The organism is Streptomyces sp. NPDC050416 (assembly GCF_044458845.1).
In the GTDB taxonomy this organism is placed as follows: Bacteria; Actinomycetota; Actinomycetes; order Streptomycetales; family Streptomycetaceae; genus Streptomyces.
In genome coordinates this window covers 304,119-324,516 of record NZ_JBITII010000008.1, presented here as the reverse complement: position 1 = coordinate 324,516, position 20,398 = coordinate 304,119, and the positions used below count along the sequence as shown (strand labels likewise).

20 protein-coding genes and 2 pseudogenes are annotated in these 20,398 nt (G+C 70.1%); 10 read left to right on the top strand and 12 right to left on the bottom strand.

The window, feature by feature from the left end:
- Positions 1-63: 63 nt before the first annotated feature.
- The 10 genes and pseudogenes from ACIBL4_RS26105 to ACIBL4_RS26060 all read right to left on the bottom strand — a co-directional run.
- Positions 64-1,605, bottom strand: a complete 1,542-nt coding sequence (locus ACIBL4_RS26105; protein WP_399414062.1) for an AMP-binding protein — start codon at positions 1,603-1,605, stop codon at positions 64-66.
- Positions 1,602-2,243 carry a thermostable hemolysin gene (locus ACIBL4_RS26100; protein ID WP_399414060.1) on the bottom strand — a complete coding sequence of 214 codons (642 nt, stop codon included), beginning with the start codon at positions 2,241-2,243 and terminating at the stop codon, positions 1,602-1,604. The genes ACIBL4_RS26105 and ACIBL4_RS26100 overlap by 4 nt, the downstream gene beginning before the upstream one ends.
- Before the next feature lie 345 nt (positions 2,244-2,588).
- On the bottom strand, positions 2,589-3,323 hold the full coding sequence (locus tag ACIBL4_RS26095; RefSeq protein WP_399414058.1) for a TetR/AcrR family transcriptional regulator: 735 nt from the start codon (positions 3,321-3,323) through the stop codon (positions 2,589-2,591).
- A 354-nt stretch (positions 3,324-3,677) separates the two neighbouring features.
- Entirely contained in the window at positions 3,678-4,421 is a 744-nt protein-coding gene (locus tag ACIBL4_RS26090) for a nitroreductase (RefSeq protein ID WP_399414056.1), read from the bottom strand.
- A 332-nt stretch (positions 4,422-4,753) separates the two neighbouring features.
- Complete coding sequence (locus ACIBL4_RS26085) at positions 4,754-5,488, bottom strand: NADPH-dependent F420 reductase (RefSeq protein WP_399414054.1); 735 nt, start codon at positions 5,486-5,488, stop codon at positions 4,754-4,756.
- Between the two features lie 86 nt (positions 5,489-5,574).
- Entirely contained in the window at positions 5,575-6,171 is a 597-nt protein-coding gene (locus ACIBL4_RS26080; protein WP_399414052.1) for a TetR/AcrR family transcriptional regulator, read from the bottom strand.
- Between the two features lie 353 nt (positions 6,172-6,524).
- Positions 6,525-7,403: an alpha/beta fold hydrolase gene (locus ACIBL4_RS26075; protein WP_399414047.1), complete on the bottom strand. Its 879-nt coding sequence runs from the start codon at positions 7,401-7,403 to the stop codon at positions 6,525-6,527.
- Positions 7,404-7,431: 28 nt separating this feature from the next.
- Positions 7,432-8,133 (bottom strand): SDR family oxidoreductase, encoded by a 702-nt coding sequence (locus ACIBL4_RS26070; RefSeq protein WP_399414045.1) that lies wholly within the window; start codon positions 8,131-8,133, stop codon positions 7,432-7,434.
- A gap of 210 nt (positions 8,134-8,343) precedes the next feature.
- Positions 8,344-8,727, bottom strand: a complete 384-nt coding sequence (locus ACIBL4_RS26065; protein WP_399414176.1) for a hypothetical protein — start codon at positions 8,725-8,727, stop codon at positions 8,344-8,346.
- A 41-nt stretch (positions 8,728-8,768) separates the two neighbouring features.
- Positions 8,769-9,178 (bottom strand): annotated as a pseudogene (locus ACIBL4_RS26060) (alpha/beta fold hydrolase); the annotation flags it as partial.
- Between the two features lie 273 nt (positions 9,179-9,451).
- Between ACIBL4_RS26060 and ACIBL4_RS26055 the strand changes: the two are divergent.
- The 6 genes and pseudogenes from ACIBL4_RS26055 (at position 9,452) to ACIBL4_RS26030 (ending at position 12,999) form a co-directional block, all read left to right on the top strand.
- Positions 9,452-10,576, top strand: a complete 1,125-nt coding sequence (locus ACIBL4_RS26055) for a (4Fe-4S)-binding protein (RefSeq protein ID WP_399414043.1) — start codon at positions 9,452-9,454, stop codon at positions 10,574-10,576.
- On the top strand, positions 10,573-10,746 hold the full coding sequence (locus ACIBL4_RS26050; RefSeq protein ID WP_399414041.1) for a hypothetical protein: 174 nt from the start codon (positions 10,573-10,575) through the stop codon (positions 10,744-10,746). The genes ACIBL4_RS26055 and ACIBL4_RS26050 overlap by 4 nt, the downstream gene beginning before the upstream one ends.
- Positions 10,747-10,785: 39 nt before the next feature.
- A pseudogene (locus ACIBL4_RS26045) lies at positions 10,786-11,076 on the top strand (ABC transporter); the annotation flags it as partial.
- Between the two features lie 74 nt (positions 11,077-11,150).
- On the top strand, positions 11,151-11,786 hold the full coding sequence (locus tag ACIBL4_RS26040) for a DUF3533 domain-containing protein (protein ID WP_399414039.1): 636 nt from the start codon (positions 11,151-11,153) through the stop codon (positions 11,784-11,786).
- A gap of 80 nt (positions 11,787-11,866) precedes the next feature.
- Positions 11,867-12,436 carry a TetR/AcrR family transcriptional regulator gene (locus tag ACIBL4_RS26035; RefSeq protein WP_399414037.1) on the top strand — a complete coding sequence of 190 codons (570 nt, stop codon included), beginning with the start codon at positions 11,867-11,869 and terminating at the stop codon, positions 12,434-12,436.
- A 77-nt stretch (positions 12,437-12,513) separates the two neighbouring features.
- Positions 12,514-12,999 carry a hypothetical protein gene (locus ACIBL4_RS26030; RefSeq protein ID WP_399414035.1) on the top strand — a complete coding sequence of 162 codons (486 nt, stop codon included), beginning with the start codon at positions 12,514-12,516 and terminating at the stop codon, positions 12,997-12,999.
- Positions 13,000-13,635: 636 nt separating this feature from the next.
- On the opposite strand, the gene ACIBL4_RS26025 is transcribed toward ACIBL4_RS26030, so the two are convergent.
- Positions 13,636-15,366: an NAD-dependent malic enzyme gene (locus tag ACIBL4_RS26025; RefSeq protein ID WP_399414033.1), complete on the bottom strand. Its 1,731-nt coding sequence runs from the start codon at positions 15,364-15,366 to the stop codon at positions 13,636-13,638.
- Between the two features lie 198 nt (positions 15,367-15,564).
- Here ACIBL4_RS26025 and ACIBL4_RS26020 point away from each other — a divergent pair, with 198 nt between their 5' ends.
- From ACIBL4_RS26020 to ACIBL4_RS26005, 4 genes are read left to right on the top strand one after another with little or no spacing between them, the layout of a single operon-like run.
- A complete protein-coding gene (locus tag ACIBL4_RS26020; protein WP_399414031.1) occupies positions 15,565-16,407 on the top strand; it encodes an SDR family oxidoreductase in 843 nt (280 codons plus the stop codon).
- 42 nt (positions 16,408-16,449) lie between these two features.
- Entirely contained in the window at positions 16,450-17,526 is a 1,077-nt protein-coding gene (locus ACIBL4_RS26015) for a class I mannose-6-phosphate isomerase (RefSeq protein WP_399414029.1), read from the top strand.
- A gap of 32 nt (positions 17,527-17,558) precedes the next feature.
- Complete coding sequence (locus ACIBL4_RS26010) at positions 17,559-18,395, top strand: alpha/beta fold hydrolase (RefSeq protein WP_399414027.1); 837 nt, start codon at positions 17,559-17,561, stop codon at positions 18,393-18,395.
- Positions 18,392-19,258: a sugar phosphate isomerase/epimerase family protein gene (locus tag ACIBL4_RS26005; RefSeq protein WP_399414025.1), complete on the top strand. Its 867-nt coding sequence runs from the start codon at positions 18,392-18,394 to the stop codon at positions 19,256-19,258. The genes ACIBL4_RS26010 and ACIBL4_RS26005 overlap by 4 nt, the downstream gene beginning before the upstream one ends.
- A 43-nt stretch (positions 19,259-19,301) precedes the next feature.
- On the opposite strand, the gene gap is transcribed toward ACIBL4_RS26005, so the two are convergent.
- Entirely contained in the window at positions 19,302-20,300 is a 999-nt protein-coding gene (gene gap, locus ACIBL4_RS26000; RefSeq protein ID WP_399414023.1) for a type I glyceraldehyde-3-phosphate dehydrogenase, read from the bottom strand.
- Positions 20,301-20,398: the final 98 nt, after the last annotated feature.

Here is a 20,398-nt window from a genome sequence, read left to right as displayed (position 1 = left end):
TCCCCCAGGTGATGAATGCGTTGAATGCGATGAAGTGGTGTGGTGGAGGTGACATCCACCGGATCAGGCGGCCGGCGCGAGCGCGGGGCGCACTATCTCCTCGAAGATGAGTCGGCGGCGGGGGCGGCCGGTGACAGTGAAGTAACGTTCCCGCAGGCCCTCACTGTCCGGCAGGACGATGTACCGCTCGGGGCGGTCGGTCTCCGCCAGGGCGCGGTCGGCGTAGGTGCGTGCCTCGCGCTCCACCGCGCGGGCCTTGTCACTGTCCCGCGACGAGGAGACCAGGACGGCGACCAGGTGCTCCATCCCTTCGCCGAAGAGGACCGCGTCGGCCACGTCACCGCACGAACGCAGCCGCCCTTCCACCCACTCGGGCGAGACATTGCGTCCATGCCCGGTGATGATGACGTTCTTCAGGCGGCCCAGGATGCGGATGAAGCCGTCCTCGTCGATGAGCGCCCGGTCTCCCGTGTGGAGCCAGCCTTCGTCGTCCACCGGCCGACTGGTCGGGTCCTCCACGGTGTACCCCGCGAACAGGGACGTGGATTTCACCAACAGCTCGCCCTGATCGGACAGTTTGACCGAGCAGTGCGGAAGCGGCCGTCCGACCGTGCCAGGGCGCCAGTGGCTCGCGGTGTTCCACGCCACCACGGAGCCGTTCTCCGACAGTCCGTACCCTTCGTGGACGCGCAAGCCGACGGCGTCCAGGCGCTTCAGTGCCTCAGCGTCTACGGGAGCGCCTCCGGCCATGAGGAACGGAGACCGCCCGGCCGGGAACAACTCGGCGCCGTCGCCATCGCGTACCGCCTTGTCCAGGGCGCTGACCAGCGCCGGCGGCAGCACGGCCGCCGAAGGGGCCACCTTCCGCAACCAGTCGAGCGCCTCGTCGGCCCGCGATCCTGCGGTGCCCAGCAGCGGCACGGCGCTCGGCAGCAGAACCATGCGGCCGCCACGGAGAATCGGCATGTATACCGCGGTGACCTGCTCGACCAGCAAGCTGAAGGGGACCAGCGAGAGGTAACGGTCGTAGACCCCGGCCGGGGAGACCTCGTCCAGCGAGGAGAGCAGAGCGCCGAGGCCGGCCGCCCGGATCTTGACGCCCTTGGGAGCGCCGGTGGTCCCCGACGTATGAATGATCTTGATGATCCGGTCGGGATCGGTGACGCCCGAGTCGCCCTTCTCCGCCACGACGCGGCTGCTGACGTCCCGGGACCGCTCCACCACGACCGGCTCGGCCGGGCCCGACAGGCCCCACGCCTTCAACTTGGCCGCTCCCGCGGTGTCCACCACGCACACGTGCACATCGCGCAGCAGCGATGCCGCCTGCTCGGCGGAGAAGGCCAGCGGAACCGGCACCTCGGTGTACCCGTCGGTCAGCAGCGCCAGGTCGGCGGCCACCCACTCCGGGCTGTTGTCCGCCACGAGGCCGACCCGCGCACCCGGCATGAGACCACGGGAACGCAGTGCCGCACGCACCTCGTCGGCCCAGTCCGTCATCTGCCCGTAGGTGTAGGTCCGCTCGGGCATGCCGTCGTCCCCCAGGCACTCCACGAGGACCGACTCCTGGTGCCGCGGCGCCCGCAGGGCGGCGAGCACGTCCTTCATCGCGCACCCGCCAGCGTGCTCTCCGTGGTCGTCTGCCCCCACGTCACGGCAAGGTGCGGGCCGGAGTCACCGCGCACGCTCAGCTGAGCCGCGAAGTGACGAAGGTCCACGTAGCCGGCGAGCGGTTCCGTCGCGTAGTACGACCCCCAGCGCCCCTGCTGCTCGGCCGGCAAGGACTCCTCTCGCGCCGGGGCGAGAGCGGTGAACTCGATACCGACGCGGGCCAGGGTGCGCGCCAGGGAGCGCGTCACGGTGCACATCAGGAACTCGGCTCCGTTGCACCAGGTCAGAGCCGGCACCATCCGGATGAGCGACAGACCGGCCCCGGCCTCACGCGAGGCCAGCGGCCCGATCTCGATCAGGCTGCTCGGCTCACAGGGTGTCGCCGTGTGCGCGGCGATCGCCTCGGCGGCCGGCCGGCCCAGGTAGCTGTCGACGAGCAGGCCGCGCGCACTGCCGAACGTCATTCCCGCGCAGGCCATCGGAACTTCAACGCCGTCCTCCATGGCGCACAGCGCGATGAAACTGTCCGGAGCCGCGGTGATGTCCGCCTGGTAGTCGCGCCTGTACCGCTCCCGCGCGAGATCCGAGCACGCGGACCACAGCGCGGTGTCTCTTCGGGCGATATTGATCTGCATTTCTCCCCCACTTCCAATCGCCGTTCTCAACTGCCCGACCACCTAGCGGTGTCCAGCCGGTCGAGCAAGCGGCAACCGGACCCCGAGGGGGTCCGTGCTGCCAGGGATTGGTGCCGTCGCCGGGCCGAGCCGGCGACGCGACAGACAGTATGACCAGTCGTCGATTTTTGACAACTAGTTCAAACAGTTAGGCGTGCGGGGGTGGAGAGGAGCGCTCACGGAGCGCGCGGCCCCGCCACGTCATTACGTTGCGTAACAGCCCAGTCTGTCGCAGCGAACGGACAGCAAAGAAGGCGGAAGCGCCCCTCCGGGGCGTCCGCCTTCGTCGACAACCGGTCCACGTGATCAGCCGTGAGCCAACCGCTCTCCCCCGGCCTTCTCTTCCGCGGCGGGAATGAGGTCGTCCACGACCCGCTGCACCGAAGACGCGGCGTTCGCCTCGAGCCGCGGCCAGCCCAGGCCGTGCATCATCGAAGCGGCCACAACCAGGCGATTCCCGTCGGGCGCGACGCTGCCCCACTGGAAGCGACGGGACAGCAAGTGGGTGACGGTGTATCCGAGGACCGCCGACCGCAGGGCATCGAGGGCCGCCTCAGGCGCCAGCTCCGGATGCTTGAAGACCCCCTCGCGCTCGGTCCTTTCCACGACGGCACCGATCACCTGGCCCATCTGGCGGTCGATCACGTCCCTCCGCTCCAGACGCTCGGGCGACGCCAAGGCACCTACCGCGTTGGCGAGGGCCGCGATGCTCGACTCGAACAGGGCAGGAGCAGTCTCCGCGTGCCGCATGTAGGCGAGCATGAGGCCGTAGAGCGCCCGCGCCCCGTCCCAGGGCAGATCGGCGATGGCCTGGTAGTACTGGATCTGCCGCTTCGCGCTGTCCGTCGAGATCGCGACGAGCAGATCTTCACGGCACGTGAAGTGGTTGTAGATGGTTCCCTTCGAGTAGCCGGCCTCCGTCGCCAGCCGTGCCAGGGTGAGGTTGTGCAAGCCGTCCCGCGCCACAACCTCCAGCGCTGTCCGAAGGAGCCGTTGCTCACGCTCCGCAACTTCCCGAGCCTTCCGCTGCGCAGTTCTCATGCCTCCCAGCATGCCCGACCATTGGTCAAAGTTCGACCCCTGGTCAATAGATTCTGTCCTGAAGTTGAGCTTAAGTAAGGCTCAAGTAGCTTGACGGCCAGCGATCGGCTTTCACCCGCGGAGCGCCGGGCTTCAGCGCGACCCTGAACCTTCGACTGATACAGCGGCGTCACCGCAGGTCGATCGGACTGCACACTCTCCTCAGTCGGCCGCAGCGCACACTGAAGCTCACGAGCCGATATTTCGAACAGAGTTGTGGCGGCCAGGAGCGCCGCCTGTCGTCGGGGAGCAAAAGCTTTCAGCCGTTCTTTTGGAAAGAGGCCGGATAAGCCATGCCCGGCGGGGTTGCTCCCCTCAGTCAGCGACTGAGGGCTGCCTCTCGATCTGTCGGAAAGATGCCCGGTGCTTGTCGAGGACGCCGGGGGTGTCGTGCAGGACCACGCTCTGCTGCAGCGGGATGCGTCCCATGCCGATGTCATGCATGGGTGATGTCTCATCGCCGACGCCGAAGGCGATACCGAACAGCAGCTTGAGTTCCTCGGGGACGCCGAGGGACCTGCGGACCGTGTCGGCGTAGACGCCGAGGACGGCTTGCGGGATGCCGCGGTATCCGCGTGCGGTCAGCGAGAGCAGGAAGTTCTGGGCGTACATGCCGATGTCACCGGCTGTTCGCACCCCGTCGCCGAGCACCGGCATGAAGAGGAGGGCGACGTGGGGCGCCCCGTAGAACCTCAGGTTCTCGCGGATGACCTCCTTCCTGCCCTCCCGGTCCGAGCGCTTTACGCCACGGGCCCCGTAGACGACGGCCGCGTGCTGGTGCGACCGCTCCTGGTAGATGCCTTCGCCGTAGCCGGAGGTGAAGTCGGGGGAGGTCCGGTCTTCCTCGTACGCCTTCAGGAGTTCACTGCTCAGGGCGTCCCGTGCCGCGCCGGAGACGACGTGGACCTTCCACGGCTGGGTGTTGCTGTTGGAGGGGGCCGTCTGCGCGTCTTGCAGAACGCCGCGGATGTCCGCGGCGGGCAGCGGAGTGGGCAGGAACTGCCGGGGGGAGTGCCGGGTCCGCACGAGATCGGTGAAGAACGAGGCGGTGGGGGGCAAAGCAGGTCCCTTTCGAGAGTGTTCAGTCCTGTTGTCGCGGCATCGCCGCGCACGCATCGCCGGCCGGCGCTGTCCGCTTTCCATCAGGCGATCGACGGTGAGGGGCAGCAGCCGGCGCTGATCATCGGGGCGTCAGGGGCAGAGAGGCGAAGGCGCTGACCGTGGTGCCGTGCGGGCGCCTGCCGTGTCAAAAGGAGGGGCCGAGGCGCGTAAGGGGAGCATGGGCTTGCCGTAGAACCCGGCCGCGGCGCTCCGCGTGCGAGGAGTTGCAGGAGACCTCTCGTACGGGGTGTGCGCCGCGGCCGACGGCGGGCGGCGGGCGGCGGGCGTCGTCACCTGTGGGCGGCGCGGTTCATCTCGACGATGTCCTCCAGGGTGGGATCGGCGCCGAGGGCGGCGAAGCGCTCTGCCATGCTGTCCCGGACGGCCGCGTCCTTGACGCGATCGGCCGCGGCCAGGGCCGCCGGCAGCTCGTCAAGAGTCAGCTCCGTGCAGTAGGCGGGGCCCATCGGCTGCTGACGCCAGGAGTTGGCCAGCGCACCCGCGTCGTAGGGGTGGAACCCGGTGTCGTCCACCAGACGCATGGCCACACGCTTCGCGTCCTCGGAATCACCGGCCACCGGAATGGCGATGCGGCCCGGAGTGCCCGCAGGAACACCCTTCGTTCGCTGGGTTTCGGCCAGGGCGGCGTTCCACGCCTTGACCACGGGGCGCCCGAGGAGCTCGGAGGTGTACACGCTCTCCACCACACCGTCCTCCACTGCCTCGATCCGCCCGTTGAGGTGCGGGTAGTAGTTGGAGGTGTCGATGACCACCGTCTCGGCGGGGACGGAAGCGAACAAGCCGGCCAGCTGTCCCGCCACCCCGAAGGGAATGGCGAGGATCACGGCGTCCCTGTCCTTGACGGCGCCCTCAAGTGCCACGGCGCGGGCGCCGGTGGCCAGCACGTCGGGCGCGACAGTCTCGGGGCCACGGGCGTTCGCCACCTCGACGTCGTGACCGGCCCCACTGAGCTTGCGGGCAAGATTGCCGCCTATGGCACCGGCGCCGATAACAGAAATTTTCATGATTTGTCCTTCGAAACGTTGCACCGCCCTCAGGGTGGTGCGATGTGATCACTGCCCTGGGGTTCCGGCGATCGTCAGGCGGGGGCTTACGCCTGTGTGTCCCGCTTGCGGTAGCCGGTGGCGATGAGCGCGCGAAGACAGTCCAGCGACTCCTCCTCGGCGGCGCCGGCGCCCTTGAGCCAGGCGACGGAGATGGCCGCGAGGAACAGGTCGTATCCCTTGACCGACTCGCAGACGCGCCCCGCCCGCTGGGCGGCGCGCACGTACTCCTCGGTGGCGGTGATGACGGTGTCGCAGGGGAGTGTGAGCGGGTTGTCCGGATCCTGTGCCCTGGCGGCGGCCATGAGCGGCTCCGGTAGTCCGCTGAACGCGCTGAAGTACTCCTCCAGCGCGCGCAGCCACTGCGCCAGCGCCTCGTCGGCGTCGCCGAGCCGCGCGATCTCTCCCTGCCGCGCCACCAGTTCTTCGGAGCGGGTCTGCAGCACGGCCGCCAACAGCGCTTCCCGGGTGGGGAAATGCCGGTACAAGGTGCCGGGCCCGACGCCCGCCTCCTTGGCCACCGCCTCCAGGGACGTACCGACCCCGTACTTCAGGAAGTGACGCTGTGCCGCTTCCAGGAGGGCGGCACGGTTGCGCCGGACATCCGCACGAGGCTTGCGCCCCTGCTGCCCACTGGCGCTCATACGCCCTCCTGGTCACGCGATCCTGCGGCTCCGACAAAACGGAGGCTACCTCCGCACTGGACCCAGAGTAAAACGGAGGCAGCATCCGGTCAAGCCGGAGGTAGCACGGACAGGACGATCCGGGACGGCCGGGCGGGGTCGTGTGACCTGTACCCGTATGCGGTGCCCGGCGCGGAAGACGATGCTGGTCGACCACAGGTCCACCAGGCGCTCGCCTGCCTCGCCGGTCACCTCGACGTCCTCGGTGAGCGGTTCGGTGGTGAAGACATGGGGGTCTGCTTGCCGTACGGCAGCCGGCTCAGCACATCTCGATCTCCGCCATGCACTGCTCCTCGGGTCAGGGGTCCCGGGGGTCAGGCCACCGCGTTCAACAAGTCGGCCAGCACGTCGGGCCGTTCCAGAGCGATGAAGTGGCCTGCCTCGGGGACCTGTGTGAAGTCGGCGGCCGGCAGCAGTTCCTTGTTGGCTTGCCGGTCCGAGGGGCGGGACCAGTCCTTCTCGCCGTAGACGAGGTGGATGGGGGCCTTGACCTCGGGGTAGCGCGAGCGGGCGGCGATGAGACTGGGCAGGGCCTGGTACACGGCCCGGGCGACGGTCGGGTAGCCGGGACGGGCGCCCGACTGGAGGAGTTCGTCCACGTAGTCCTCACGCAGTGCGCGCTTGTCGCCGAGGCCGCCCTGCAGGATCTTGCGGAGGGCGGGCTTGGGCTCCACCCCGGCGATCACCGGGCCCACTCCCGGGGCGAGGACACCGCTGACCACCACACGGGCGAGGAGGCTGGACCGGGCGATGCCGCCGCGGAAGTCGTAGGTGTTGACCGCGACGACCCGCCGGACCCGCTCCGGCAGATCGGCCGCGGTGGTCAGGGCGAGCACCGCACCCATGGACTCCCCCACCAACGTCACGTCGTGGAGGTCGAGTTCGGTCAGGAGCCGCTCGACGCCCGCGCGCATGGCCGGCTCGTCGTACGACGCACCGGGCACGATCTCGGAGTAGCCCATCCCCGGCAGATCCAGGGCGTACACGGTGTAGTGGTTCGCGATCAGCGGGATGAGGTGGCGGAAGTGTTCGGCCTGGGTGCGCACGGTGTGCAGCAGGACCAGGGGAGCGCCGGTGCCGGCCTTGAGGTAACGCAGCGTTCCCTCGCGGCCGCCGAGTTCCGCGCGCGGGGCGAGGGTGTGGCTGGTGGTCCCCGGAATGTGGATCGTGGGACGTGACTCGCGGTCGGGCATCTCGCCGACTCCTTGTGTGTGAAGGGGGTTACTTCGCCAGCTGGGCGTACAGGTCGGCCAGGTCGCCGGCCAGGCCCGCCTTGACCTGCCGTGAGATGTCGTCGGCGAGGACCTCGTACGCGCCCGTCTCGATGCCGTCGAGGGCGAGTGCGGCGACCTCGCGAGGGTCGGACTTGGGCGCGTCGACGCCTGCCGTCAGGTCCGTGTCGACGTAGCCGACATGAAGTCCGGTCACGGCGATGCCGCGCGGCTGGAGCTCCAGGCGCAGGGAGTTGGTCTGCGACCACAGGGCGGCCTTGGAGGCGCTGTAGGAGCCGCCGAGGGCCAGCCAGGAGAGCACCGAGTGCACGTTGAGGAGGTGGCCGCCGCCGTTGCGCTCGATGACCGGCACGAAGGCCCGGGCGACCAGGAGCGGGCCGTAGAAGTTCGTCTCGAACTCGCGGCGGACGTCGTCGAGCGGGGAGTCCAGGAAGGACGCGCCGACCGAGGCACCGGCGTTGTTGATCAGTACGGTGACGTCTTCCGCCTGTGCGGCGGCCGCCGCCACGGACTCCGGGTCTGTGACCTCCAGTGCCACCGGGACCGCGTCCGGGTGCGTCACGCTGCGCGGGTCGCGGGCCGTGGCGTAGACCTTGCCGGCACCGCGCGCGTACAGCTCCTCCACCAGCGCCTTGCCTATGCCGCGGCTGCCGCCGGTGACGAAGACGTTGGCGCCCTTCAAAGCGGTCATGACTCTCTCCACAGCATGAGGAACCGATCGGTTTCCACCAAGGTAAACCGATCGGTTTCCAGACGCAAGCCCGGCAGAGCCACCGGCTCGTTGATGACGCTGTCACCAACCACGAGGGGCAAGTGCAGCAGAGCGAGGGCCTGGCTGCGTCGGCAGACGGCCGACGCGACTGCGCGCCCGCTTCGTGAAAACCGGCTGTCAGCCGAGACTTCAGCCGAGACCGAGGATGGCCTCGACCAGCAAGTCCGGCTGCTGCTCCTGCAGGAAGTGACCGGCGTCGGGGACCGTCACATGCTTCCGCCCCCGCGCACCGGGGACACGGGCCTGGAAGATCCGCTCGAAGGCGCGCGTGACGTCTTCGTGTTCGGCGAAGGCGGTGAGGAACGGCTTGTCGAAGGCTGTCAGTCCGGCCCAGGCACGGTTCAGCATCGAGGCAGGCGGGTCTGCGGCATCGAGCGGTACGAGCCGGGGGAACTGCCGCGCTCCGGCGAAGTGCCGCTCGGACGGGAAGGGAGCGTCGCAGGCGGCCGCTTCCCCCTCGGTGAGGACGTGGGCGGTCTGGTTGAGGGCAAGTCGGGGCTGCCGACGGCCCAAGAGGCGGTCAGGTCGGTTGACTCGGACTGCTCCAGCCAGTGCAGGAACGCGCCGGCCGCGGGCGCGAACTGCTCCGGGGTGAAGGCGGCCATGACGTCCGGGGCGGCCAGGCCGGTGTTGGCGGTGACCACGACCGCGAACCGGTCGGGCGTGAGCCCGACGTGCACGAGGAAGACGAACCCGCCCCAGTCCTGACCGAACAGGGTGATGTCCGCGAGACCGAGCTGGTCCAGCCAGTCACCGGTCCAGGCGACGTGGGACTCGTAGGTGTACGCGGCCCGGTCGACCGGCTTGTCGAGCGGCCGAATCCCATCAGGTCGGGGACCAGCACACGTCGGCCGGCTGCCACCCGGCCGGGAATTATCTTGCGGTAGAGGTAGCCCCGGGTCGGCTCGCCGTGCGCGAGGACCACGACCCGGCCGCCGGGTGGCCCCTCGTCGATGTAGTGCATGCGCAGGCCCTCACCGACGTGACGCACAGGGGCCCGTACGGCCAATCGGGCAGGCCGTCGAAGCGCTCGTCAGGTGTTCGTTCGAAGTCCATGCGATGCAGCGTACACCGATCGGTTTCCTGTGTACGTCGATCGGTTTCCTGCTTGACCCGGCCGGCCCATCAAGCGAGGAGGCTGCTCCTTGCGCGTGGAAACCGATCGGTTTACGCTGTCGAAACTGATCGGTTTCTCGCCCTGGGCGAGTCTCGCCACCCGACTCACGAGGAGCATTGGATGACTACCGCGCGCGACGTCGAGGGCCAGTCGGCGGATCCCAGGCTTCCAGCGAAGCTGGCTGCGCACCCGTCGGTGCGGGCCGTGCTCGCCCGGCGTGCGGCGGGTGACGTCACGAGCCCGCCGGCGGTGATCGACGCGGCCTGGCTGCGCGAGCTGTGCCTGGCGGCCGGCGCGGACGACGCGGCCGCGGTCAGCCTGGACCACCCCGACCTGGCCGGCGAGCGGGAGCACGTACAGTCCGCGCTGCCCGGCACCCGCACCCTGATCGCGATGGCGGTCCGGATGAACCGCGACAACTGCCGCTCCCCGGCCCGCAGTGTGGCCAACCAGGAGTTCCACCAGACCGACGAACAGGCCAACCACGCCGCCCGCAGCGTCACCCAGGTGCTCCAGGACGCCGGCTACCGCGCGCTCAATCCCTCCGTCGGATTTCCCCAGGAGATGGACCGCTTCCCCAGCGAGCGGATCTGGGTGGTGGCGCACAAGACGGTCGCGGTGGCCGCGGGGCTCGGCGTGATGGGCCTGCACCGCAACGTCATCCACCCGAAGTTCGGCAGCTTCGTCCTGCTCGTGACCGTCCTGGTGGACGCGGAGGTGAGCGAGTACGGGCAGGCGCTGGACTACAACCCCTGCCTCGACTGCAAGTTGTGCGTCGCGGCCTGCCCGGTCGGCGCCATCGCCAAGGACGGTGCCTTCGACGCGCTGGCCTGCACCACGCACAACTACCGCGAGTTCATGAGCGGGTTCACCGACTGGGCGCAGACCGTGGCCGACAGCGAGGACGCCGCCGACTACCGCTCCCGCGTCACCGACTCCGAGAGCGCCTCCATGTGGCAGAGCCTGAGCTCACCGCCCGGCTACAAGTCCGGCTACTGCCTGGCCGTCTGCCCCGCCGGAGAGGACGTCCTGGGCCCCTACCTGGACGACCGCAAGACGTTCATGGACACCGTGCTGCGACCGCTCCGGGACAAGAAGGAAACCCTGTACGTCCTGCCGGGCTCCCACGCGCAGGAGTACGCCCGGCGCCGCTTCCCCCACAAGCCCGTCAAGGAAGTCACCGGCGGCTGGCAGCCCCCGGCGAAACGCTCCGCGTCCCCCGACCGAGAGACACGTACGTCATGAGTGGCATTCCCCCCTTCCGCGTCCTGCGCGCCAAGCCCTTGTGGATCGCGAACGGCGTCATCACGGGCGTACTCGCGCTGCTGTTCGCCGTGTTCTACGTCGGCGCCAACATCGACCCGGTCGATCACCTGTCGAAGCTGCCCGTCGGCCTGGTCAACGCCGACAAGTGAGCCGCTGCCGGCGGCAAGCAGGTCGACCTCGGGGCGCAGATCACCGCATCGATCAAGAAGTCCACCGCGGGCGGGGACAAGATCGACTGGAACGTGATGGGCGAGAAGGAGATGCGGGAGGAACTCGGCGAGGGCAAGCTGTTCGGCGCGCTCGTGGTGCCCGCCGACTTCACCGCCTCCGCCACCGCGCTGACCGGCACAGCGCCCGACGGGACCCCAGCCCGCCCGACGCTGAGGGTGCTGACCAACCAGTCCGCCGGCAGCCTGGGCTCCAGCCTCGCCCGGGCAGCGACGACCCAGGCGGCCGAGAGCGCCTCGCTCCAGGTGGGCAAGGAGCTGACCGCCCGGATCGGGACCGCGCGGGCGAAGCTGCCCGTAGCGGCACGCGTCCTGCACTCACCCTCGTGGTCGTCGGCATGCTCTCCGCCAACGTCATCAGCGGCCAGGTGGACCACGCCCTCGGCTACACCCACAACGACATGGGACCGCTGCGCCTGCACCGCCCGCCGATCAGGGCGACCCGGGTGCAGACGCTCGCCATCAGCGGCACCCTCATGGCAGGCCTGTCCCTGCTGATGGGCACCCTGGTCCTGACGGGCGCGGTCGGCATCATGGGCATGGACGCCTCCCACCTGCCACTGCTGTGGCTGTACTCGGTGTGCGCCGTCGCCGTCTCCGGTATCGGCGCGCTCACCCTCCTCGCGGTCTTCGGCACGCCCGGCATGCTGGTGGTCACGCTGGTCTTCATCGGGATGGCGGTACCCACGGCCGGGGCCACCACCCCCATCGAGGCACTCCCCGCCTTCTACCGCTTCCTCGCGGAGTTCGAGCCGCTGCGGCAGATCACCGGTGGTATCCGCTCGATCCTCTACTACGACGCCCAGGGCGACGCGGGTCTGACCCGGGGCTGGGTCATGATGACCGCCGCTCTCGTGGCGGCCGCGCTGTTCGGCTTCGGCGTACTGGGGTGGTACGACCGCAAGGGACTGCACCGCATCCCGGTGGAGACGACGGCGGAGAAGACCACCGTCCCGGCGTAACCCCGTTGCCGAGCCTCTGCCCGAAACCCCCTGGAAACCGATCGGTTTTCATTTCGTCCGCTTCGGGTTAACCTCGCGGTATGACCACCGAAGTGAAAAGAAGCCCCAGGGAGCGGCTGCTGGAGGCGGCGGCCACGCTCACCTACCGAGACGGCGTCAGCATCGGCGTCGAGGCGCTGTGCAAGGCGGCGGGGGTGTCGAAGCGATCCATGTACCAGCTGTTCGAGAGCAAGGACGAACTCCTGGCAGCAAGCCTGAAAGAGCGCGCCTCCGCCTACGTGGCGACCCTCCTGCCCGCCGCGGACGACGGCCGGTCACCCCGCGAGCGGATCCTGCACGTCTTTCAGCAGATGGAGTCGCAGGCGGGTGCGCCCGAGTTCCGGGGCTGCCGATACCTGGCCGTGCAGATCGAGCTCAAGGATCAGAGCCACCCCGCGAGCCGGGTCGCCCATCAGGTCAAGGCGAACCTGACCGCCTTCTTCCGTGCCGAGGCCGAGCGGGGCGGGGCGGGCGATCCCGATCTGCTGGCCCGGCAGCTCAGCCTGGTCTTCGACGGCGCGAGCGCCCGCGCGGGAATCCAGGCCGACAACATGACCGGGCTCATCGCCCCCACGGTGACCATCCTGCTCGACGCGGCAGGCGTGCGCTGACGCATCACTCGTCCAGAACACTCCCCCACCTCCCTGCACTCGCGGAAAGCCCCACGGCCGTAAGAGTGTGGCCGAGCATGCCGCAAGCGAAGAAGTTTGCCGTCTCGCCCGTATCAGCACCCCGCGACAGGTGCACGGTCTCCCAGATCCTCATCCAGCCGACCCGGACGACCTCGCTGATCAGGCCATCGCCCTGCGCCTCGGCGGCCGCCCTCTCGAAAGCCAGGCGGGCCCACGAGATCCGTGACCATGGCGTCCGGGCGCTCATCGTCCAACCCGCCTACACCAGGACCGGGTTCGAGGCCAACAGCGCGAAGCCCGACACTCCCCTGCACGCGTACGCGAAGAAGCGGCAGACCGTCGACCGGGTGATGGCGCAGGCGGTCAGGGACGGTGACGCCCCCGCCGTCGCCCAGGCGATCGTCGCGGCGGCGACCGACACGAAGCCGAAGCCGCGCTACACCGCCGGGCCCCTGGCCGGACGCGCACGCGTACTGCGCCGCCTCGCTCCCACCGGGGTCTTCGACAAGCAGATCCGCAAGATGAACCAGCTGGCCGGCTGACGCGCAGGCGCTGCCCCGTGCCCTTCTGAACAGCCGCTCCACCTTCCCCAGACAGAGGAACCCTGATGCCAGAGCGCAATCCCATCCTGATCACCGGTGCCGCCGGCCGTGAGCCTGATGGCCGCGGCGGCGCGGGCACAGGGCGGCATCGAGGTGTTCGTCAACATCTCCGAGTACGAGCAGTCGTTCATGACGTTCGACAGGATGACCGCGCCGGAGGAAGAACGGCGTGCGCGCCTCGGCGGACTCGTCGCCAACTGGTCGCCGCAGCAGCGGGCCCACTGGGTCGCCGAGCGGGTGCTGGAGTGGTCCGGCGTCCCGACCGTCAACATCCAGGCGGCTTTCTTCGTCGAGAACCCCATCATGACCTGGCTGGCTTTGAGCTCACTGGCCGACGGTGAACTGCGCCTGCCCTTCGGTGACCACCGGCTCGCACCCATCGCCGGTTACGACGTCGCGCAACTGCGCGCGAAGATCCTGGCCGACCCGGCGCCGCACATCTCCAAGTCCTACGCGCTCACCGCCCTGCTACGCCTCGTCAGGGGCGTCCTTGCCGTAGGTGGCGGGCGGCGGCGAGGCAGGAGGACAGCCACGTCGCCTCCGGGCGGTTTCACGCGCACCCGCCGCCCCGCCCCGTCAGCCGTACTCGGGCTGCCACATGGCGTCCTGGATCTGCTGGATCACGTCGTCGAGGCGGGCCCGGGCGACGCCCTCCTCGGCGGCGCGGCGGGCGACGGCCGCGGCGACCACGGCCGAGGAGGTGCGCAGGTTCCGCACCTCCGGCAGCAGGGCGGCGCCGGGTTCCGACAGGTCAGCGAGGCCGGCGACGGCTTCCGCCGCGGCCTGGAGCATGCCGTCGGTGATCCGCTCGGCGCGGGCCACCACGGCGCCCAACCCCAGCCCGGGGTAGAGGAGGGCGTTGTTGGCCTGGCCGATGACGTACGTGGTGCCGTCCAGCTCCACCGGAGGCACCGGGATGCCGGTGGCGACCAGGGCCTTGCCGCCGGTCCAGCGCAGCACGTCCTCCGGCATGGCCTCGATCTTCTCCGTGGGGTTGGACAGCGGAAGGACGACCGGCCGGTCCACGTGGCGGGCCATGGAGCGCACCACGTCCCGGGTGAAGGCCCCGTGCCGGGTGGAGGTTCCCACCAGCACGGTCGGCTGGGCCTGGTCCACCACGCTCGGCAGGTCGGCCGGCCTGTCGTCGGGCCACTCGTCGTCGGGTCGCGCGTAGGGCCGCTGGTAGTCGCGGAGTCCCTCGGTGGACTGCCGCAGCAGGCCCTGGCGGTCCAGGCACCAGATGCGGCGGGTGGCCTCCTCGCGGTCCAGGCCGTCGCGGACCATGGCGTCGCGCAGCTGGTCGGCGATGCCCACGCCCGCCGTCCCGGCGCCGAAGACCACGATCCGCTGGTCCCGCATGGGCGTGCCGGTGATCTGTGTCGCGTTCATGATGCAGGCCAGCGTGATCGCGCCTGTGCCCTGCATGTCGTCGTTGAACGTGCAGATCTTCTCGCCGTACTGCTGGAGGATGCGGCGGCCGTTGCCGGGGCCGAAGTCCTCCCAGTGCAGCAGCGCCTGCGGGAACAGCTCGCCCACCGCCTCCACGAAGGCGGCGACGAACGCGTCGTACGCCTCGCCGCGCACCCTGTTGTGCCGGTTGCCGACGTACAGCGGGTCGTTGAGCAGCGCCTGGTTTCCGGTGCCGACGTCGAGCATCACCGGGATGGCCCGCCCCGGGTGGATGCCCGCGGCGGCGGTGTAGACCGCCAGCTTGCCGACCGCGAGCTGCATGCCGCCGACGCCCCAGTCGCCGATGCCGAGGAGTTGCTCCGCGTCGGTGGCCACCAGCAGGTCGACGTCGTCGGGGCCGAGGTTCAACGCCTGGAACGCCGGGCGGATGTCCTGGGGGCGGTCGATGGAGAGGTAGACGCCGCGCGGGCGCCGGTACTCGTGGCTGTAGCGCTTGACCGCCTCGCCCACGGTCGGGTCGTAGACGATCGGCAGCAGCTCGGTGAGGTGGTCGCAGAGCAGCCGGAAATAGAGGACCTCGTTGCGGTCGTGGAGCTGCTCCAGGTACACGTTCTTCGCCAAGTCGTCCGGCTGTGCCCGCAGTTGCTCCCAGGCGCGGCGGGCCTGGAGCTCCAGCGACAGCACCGCGGGCGGCAGCATCCCGATCAGACCGTGGCGCTCCCGCTCCTCGTGGGTGAAGGCGACGCCCTTGTTGCTCAGCGGGTCCGTGAGCAGTGCGTGTGCGTGCCCGTCCGGTTGCCCGCGGCTGGTGTGGCTCTTCCCGGGGTTGCCCTTCCCGGGATTGCCCTTCCCCCTCTCCTGGTGGTCGTTCTGTGCGCGGTTGCTGGACGGGGCCATCGGATCTCCTTGCGTCGTACCACTGCCGTAGGGGCTGGTTTCCGGCCAGGCGCCCCGGGTACCCCGGTCGCCGTGACAGGCGCACCGGCGCCCATCCCTTTGCCGCACATTGACGCAGCCCTTCGTTCGGGTACGGCGGCGCGACCGCCTCCAGCCGGTGCAGCGATCCCCGCGATGAGAGAAGAGGGGGATTTCCCCATGTCCAAGCCCGCCCAGCAGCAACAGCCCCCGGGCTCCGAAGCGGACCTGCGGCCCCAGGCCGACCACGGTGAGCACAGCTACCGCGGATCGGGCCGCCTGGCCGGGAAGGCAGCGCTGATCACGGGGGGTGACAGCGGTATCGGCAAGGCCGTCGCGATCGCCTACGCCCGCGAGGGTGCCGATGTGCTCCTCTCGCACCTGGACGAGGAGGAGGACGACGCCCGCGACACGGCGCGCTGGGTGGAGGAGGCCGGCCGCACGGCGGTTCTGGTGCCCGGCGACCTGAGCGGTCCCGCCCACTGCCGGGAGGTGGTGGCCCGGGCCGTCGAGGCGTTCGGCCGCATCGACGTCCTGGTCAGCAACGCGGCGTTCCAGATGTTCCGGGACTCGATCGAGGAGATCCCGGACGAGGAGTGGGACCACACCCTGGCGACCAACCTCAGCGCCATGTTCCACCTCTGCAAGGCGGCGGTGCCGCACATGAAGTCGGGTGCGTCGATCATCGCGTCCACCTCGGTGAACTCCGACTCGCCGCCGCCGGGCCTGCTGGCGTACAACGCGACGAAGGCGGGCATCGCCAACATGGTCGGCTCCCTGTCCCAGTCGCTCGCCGAACGGGGTATCCGGGTCAACAGCGTCGCCCCGGGGCCCATCTGGACGCCGCTGATCCCCGCCACGATGCCGCCCGAACAGGTCGAGGACTTCGGCGACCAGACACCGCTGGGGCGCGCCGGGCAGCCGGCCGAACTCGCCCCCGTGTACGTCATGCTCGCCTCGGACGAGTCCGCGTACGTCTCGGGCGCGCGCATCGCCGTCACGGGCGGCCAGCCCATTCTCTGACACCTCGTCAGGGACGCTTCGCCATCAGACATCGGGAGTGACGTGGACTGGTACCCCTTGCGGCTGACCACCCCGGTCAAGCAGCACGTCTTCGGCGGCCGGGCCCTCGCGGAACGGCTGGGCCGTACCGGCCTGCCCGACGGCCCGGTCGCCGAGACCTGGGAGGTCAGCGATGTGGACGGCGAGGGAGCACGCGTCGCGGACGGCTCGCTGGCCGGCCGCCCGCTGCGCCGGCTCGTCGAGGAACACCCCGACGAACTCGTGGGGCGCGGCTGGCGCGGCCCGCGCTTCCCGGTGCTGACCAAGTTCATCGACGGCACCGGCGCCCTCCCGGTCCATCTGCACGCCGACGACGACACCGCACGCCGGCTGGAGGGCGAGCCCCATGGCAAGACCGAGGCGTGGCACGTCCTCGACGCGGCCCCGGGAGCCACCGCCCTGGTGGGGACGAAAGCCGGCGTGGACCGGGACACGCTGCACCGGGCCCTTCTCGCGCAGGACTTCGACGCGGTCATGCGCCGGCTTCCGGTGCGGGCCGGGCAGACCGTCTACGTACCCGGCGGCACCCTGCACAGTTTCGGCCCCGGCACCCTCGTCTACGAGATCGAGCAGACCTCCGACATCCAGCAGCACGCCATGCGCCGGCACATGGAGGACGGCTCGGAACTGGACGACGAGGAGTGGCACAGCAACCTCGGGCGGCTGCTCGACGAGTGGCGTCCCGGGCCGCGCCCCGAGTTCCACTCCGGCCTGAGCGTCCAGGTCGACGACGGAGTGGAGCGCACGGTGCTGTGCGCCGGCCCGTACTTCGCCCTGGAGCGGTGGCGAGCGGGCACCACCGCCCCACTGGTGCACGACTTCTCCACCGCGCTGGTCGTCAGCAACGCCGGTGCCCCGGTCACCGTGGAGTCCGGTGGCCGGTCCGAGCGGCTCGGGCGGGCCCGGAGCCTGCTGCTGCCCGCCGCGCTGGGCCGCGTGCGGATCGAGGGGCCCGCCGATGTCCTCCTCGGCTACCTGCCCGACCTGGAACACGACATCCGCAGGCCGCTGCTCGCGGCCGGGCACGGGGCCGCCGCCGTGGCCGCGCTCGGTGAGGGCCTCACCGACCCACTCACGTAGAAGGCACGTAGCAGGCACGTAGAAGGAGCTCCATGGGCACCATCACCACCAGCGACGACGTCACCCTCCACTACGAGGAGCGGGGCACCGGCCCCCCTCTCGTGCTGATCCACGGCTGGGGCTTCAGCAGCCGCTTCTTCACCCGCAACGTGGACGCCCTCGCCGAACACGCCCGTGTCATCACCGTCGATCTGCGCGGCCACGGCGACTCCGGCAAACCCCGCCACGGCTACCGCGTGTCGCGGCTGGCCAAGGACCTGTTCGACCTCCTCGAAGAACTCGACCTGCGTGAGGTCACCGTCCTGGGCTGGTCGCTGGGCTGCCCGGTCATCTGGAGCTATCTCGAACTCTTCGGCAGCCACCGCCTGGCCCGGGCCGTGTACGTCGAGCAGGCACCCCGCCAGTACTACGCACCGGACTGGCCGCACGCACACGCCACCTGCTACGACGAACCCTCCCTGGCCGCCCTGCAGACGCAGCTCACCTGCGATCCCCCGGCCTTCGACGAGGACCAGATCCGGACCGTCTTCGCCACCGAACCCACCCCGCCGGAAAGGGAGTTGCTCCTGGCCGAGATGGCCAAGTCACCCGCGCCCGCACGCAACGCACTGATGGCCGACCACACCCGCCACGACTGGCGCGACCTGCTGCCCACGCTCCGGCTGCCCAGCCTGGTCCTGGTGGCACGGCAGGACGAGGTGTTCCCGTGGCAGGGCCCCGCCTGGGTCGGCGAGGCGCTCCCGGACGCCCGGACCGTCTTCTTCGAGCACAGCGGCCACGGGCTGTTCTTCGACGAGCCGGGGAAGTTCCACCGGACGGTCACGGGGTTCCTGACCGACAGCGAGATCGAGACGGAGGTGCTCGTATGAACAGCCCCGCGCCTCCGTTCGCCTTCCCCTACGGCGTCAACCAGTTCACCACCATGCCCTGGTCCTTCGAGGAGGACCTGACGCACTACGCCGACCTCGGTGTCGAGGCGATCGAGCTGTGCGAGACCAAGCTCGACGACGACGCTGACCGCGCCAAGGCGCAACTCGCCTCCGTCGCCGGGGCGGGACTGCCGATCAGCTCGGTCCAGCCCCTCGTACGGACCGTGTTCCCCAGCGAGACCCAGCCGGGTCCCGCCGCCCGGCGCGACCGGCTGGACCGCTTCCGCCGCAGCGTGGAGCTGATCGCGCCGTTCGCCCCGGGCGCGGTCTTCGTCACGAACACCGGGCCGGCGCCCGACGGGAACCTGCACGAGGCGATCCGCCAGGTCGTCCGCCATCACCGCGAACTGGCGGACATCGCCGCCGGCCACGGCGTACGCATCGCGCTGGAACCCCTCAACCCCGTCCTGCTCAACGCGGAGACCGCCATCTGGACCTACCGGCAGGCGCTCGACATCGTCCAGGAGGCCGACCGGGAGAACCTGGGCGTCTGCCTCGACCTGTGGAACCTGTGGCAGGACCCGGACCTCGTCCCCCACCTCGCCGACGCTCCCGACCGCCTGTTCCTGCTCCAGGTCAGCGACTGGCGCACCCCGCGCTCGCGGATGGACCGGCGCGGTGTCGGCACCGGTGACATCCCGGTCGGCCGGCTGCTGCACGCCGCCCACCGCGTCGGCTACCGCGGCCCCTGCGTCCTGGAGATCTTCTCCGACAACGTGCCGGACTCGCTCTACGAGACGGACCTGGACGAGCTCCTGCGCGCCAACCGGACGGCCCTCGAGTCGGCTTGGCGGGCCGGCTGAGCGCGGGCGGGAGCGGTCCGGACGAACAGGGGGAACTACGCGGTCAGCGGGCGGCGAGGAGCTCCAGTGTGTCGATCACGCGGTTCGAGAAGCCCCACTCGTTGTCGTACCAGGCGACCACCTTGACGTGGCGGCCCTCGACGCGGGTGAGGGCCGAGTCGAAGATCGACGAGGCCGGATTGCCCGTGATGTCGGACGACACGAGCGGGTCCTCCGAGTACTCGAGGATGCCGGCGAGCGGCCCCTGGGCCGCGGTGCGGTACGCCGCCAGCACGTCGTCGCGCGTCACGTCGCGGGCGACGGTCGTGTTGAGTTCGACGATCGAGCCGACCGGCACCGGTACGCGGATCGAGTCGCCCGACAGCTTGCCGTCGAGGTTCGGCAGCACCAGGCCGATCGCCTTGGCGGCGCCGGTCGTGGTCGGCACGATGTTGACGCCGGCGGCGCGGGCGCGGCGGGCGTCGCGGTGCGGACCGTCCTGCAGGTTCTGCTCCTGCGTGTAGGCGTGCACCGTCGTCATGAACCCGTGCTCGATACCGGCGAGTTCGTCGAGGACCGCGGCCAGCGGCGCGAGCGCGTTGGTGGTGCAGGAGGCGTTCGAGACGATCGTGTGCACGTCCGGGTCGTAGGCGTCGGTGTTGACCCCGAACGCGAGTGTGACGTCGGCGCCGTCCGACGGGGCGCTGACCAGGACCTTCTTCGCGCCCGCGTCGAGGTGGGCGCGGGCGGCCTTGGCCGAGGTGAAGCGGCCGGTGGCCTCCAGGACGATGTCGACGCCGAGCTCGGCCCACGGCAGCTGCGCCGGTTCGCGCTCGGCCAGAACCGTGATGCGGCGGCCGTCGACGACCAAGGTGTTCCCGTCGGCGGTCACCGGCCGTCCGAGCCGGCCGGCCGTGCTGTCGTAGGCGAGCAGCCGGGCGAGCGTGGCGGGCTCCGTCAGGTCGTTGACGGCGACGACCTCGAGGGCGCTGTCGCGCTCCAGCAGGGCGCGCAGCACATTGCGTCCGATGCGGCCGAATCCGTTGATGGCGATGCGAGTCATGAGTGGTGTCCCTTCCCTTCCCCACCAGGCTCGCCCGCGGCTCGCGCCGCTGACAGTGGCGGGATCGCCACGGTTCAAAAGGATCCCGCCACCCGCTG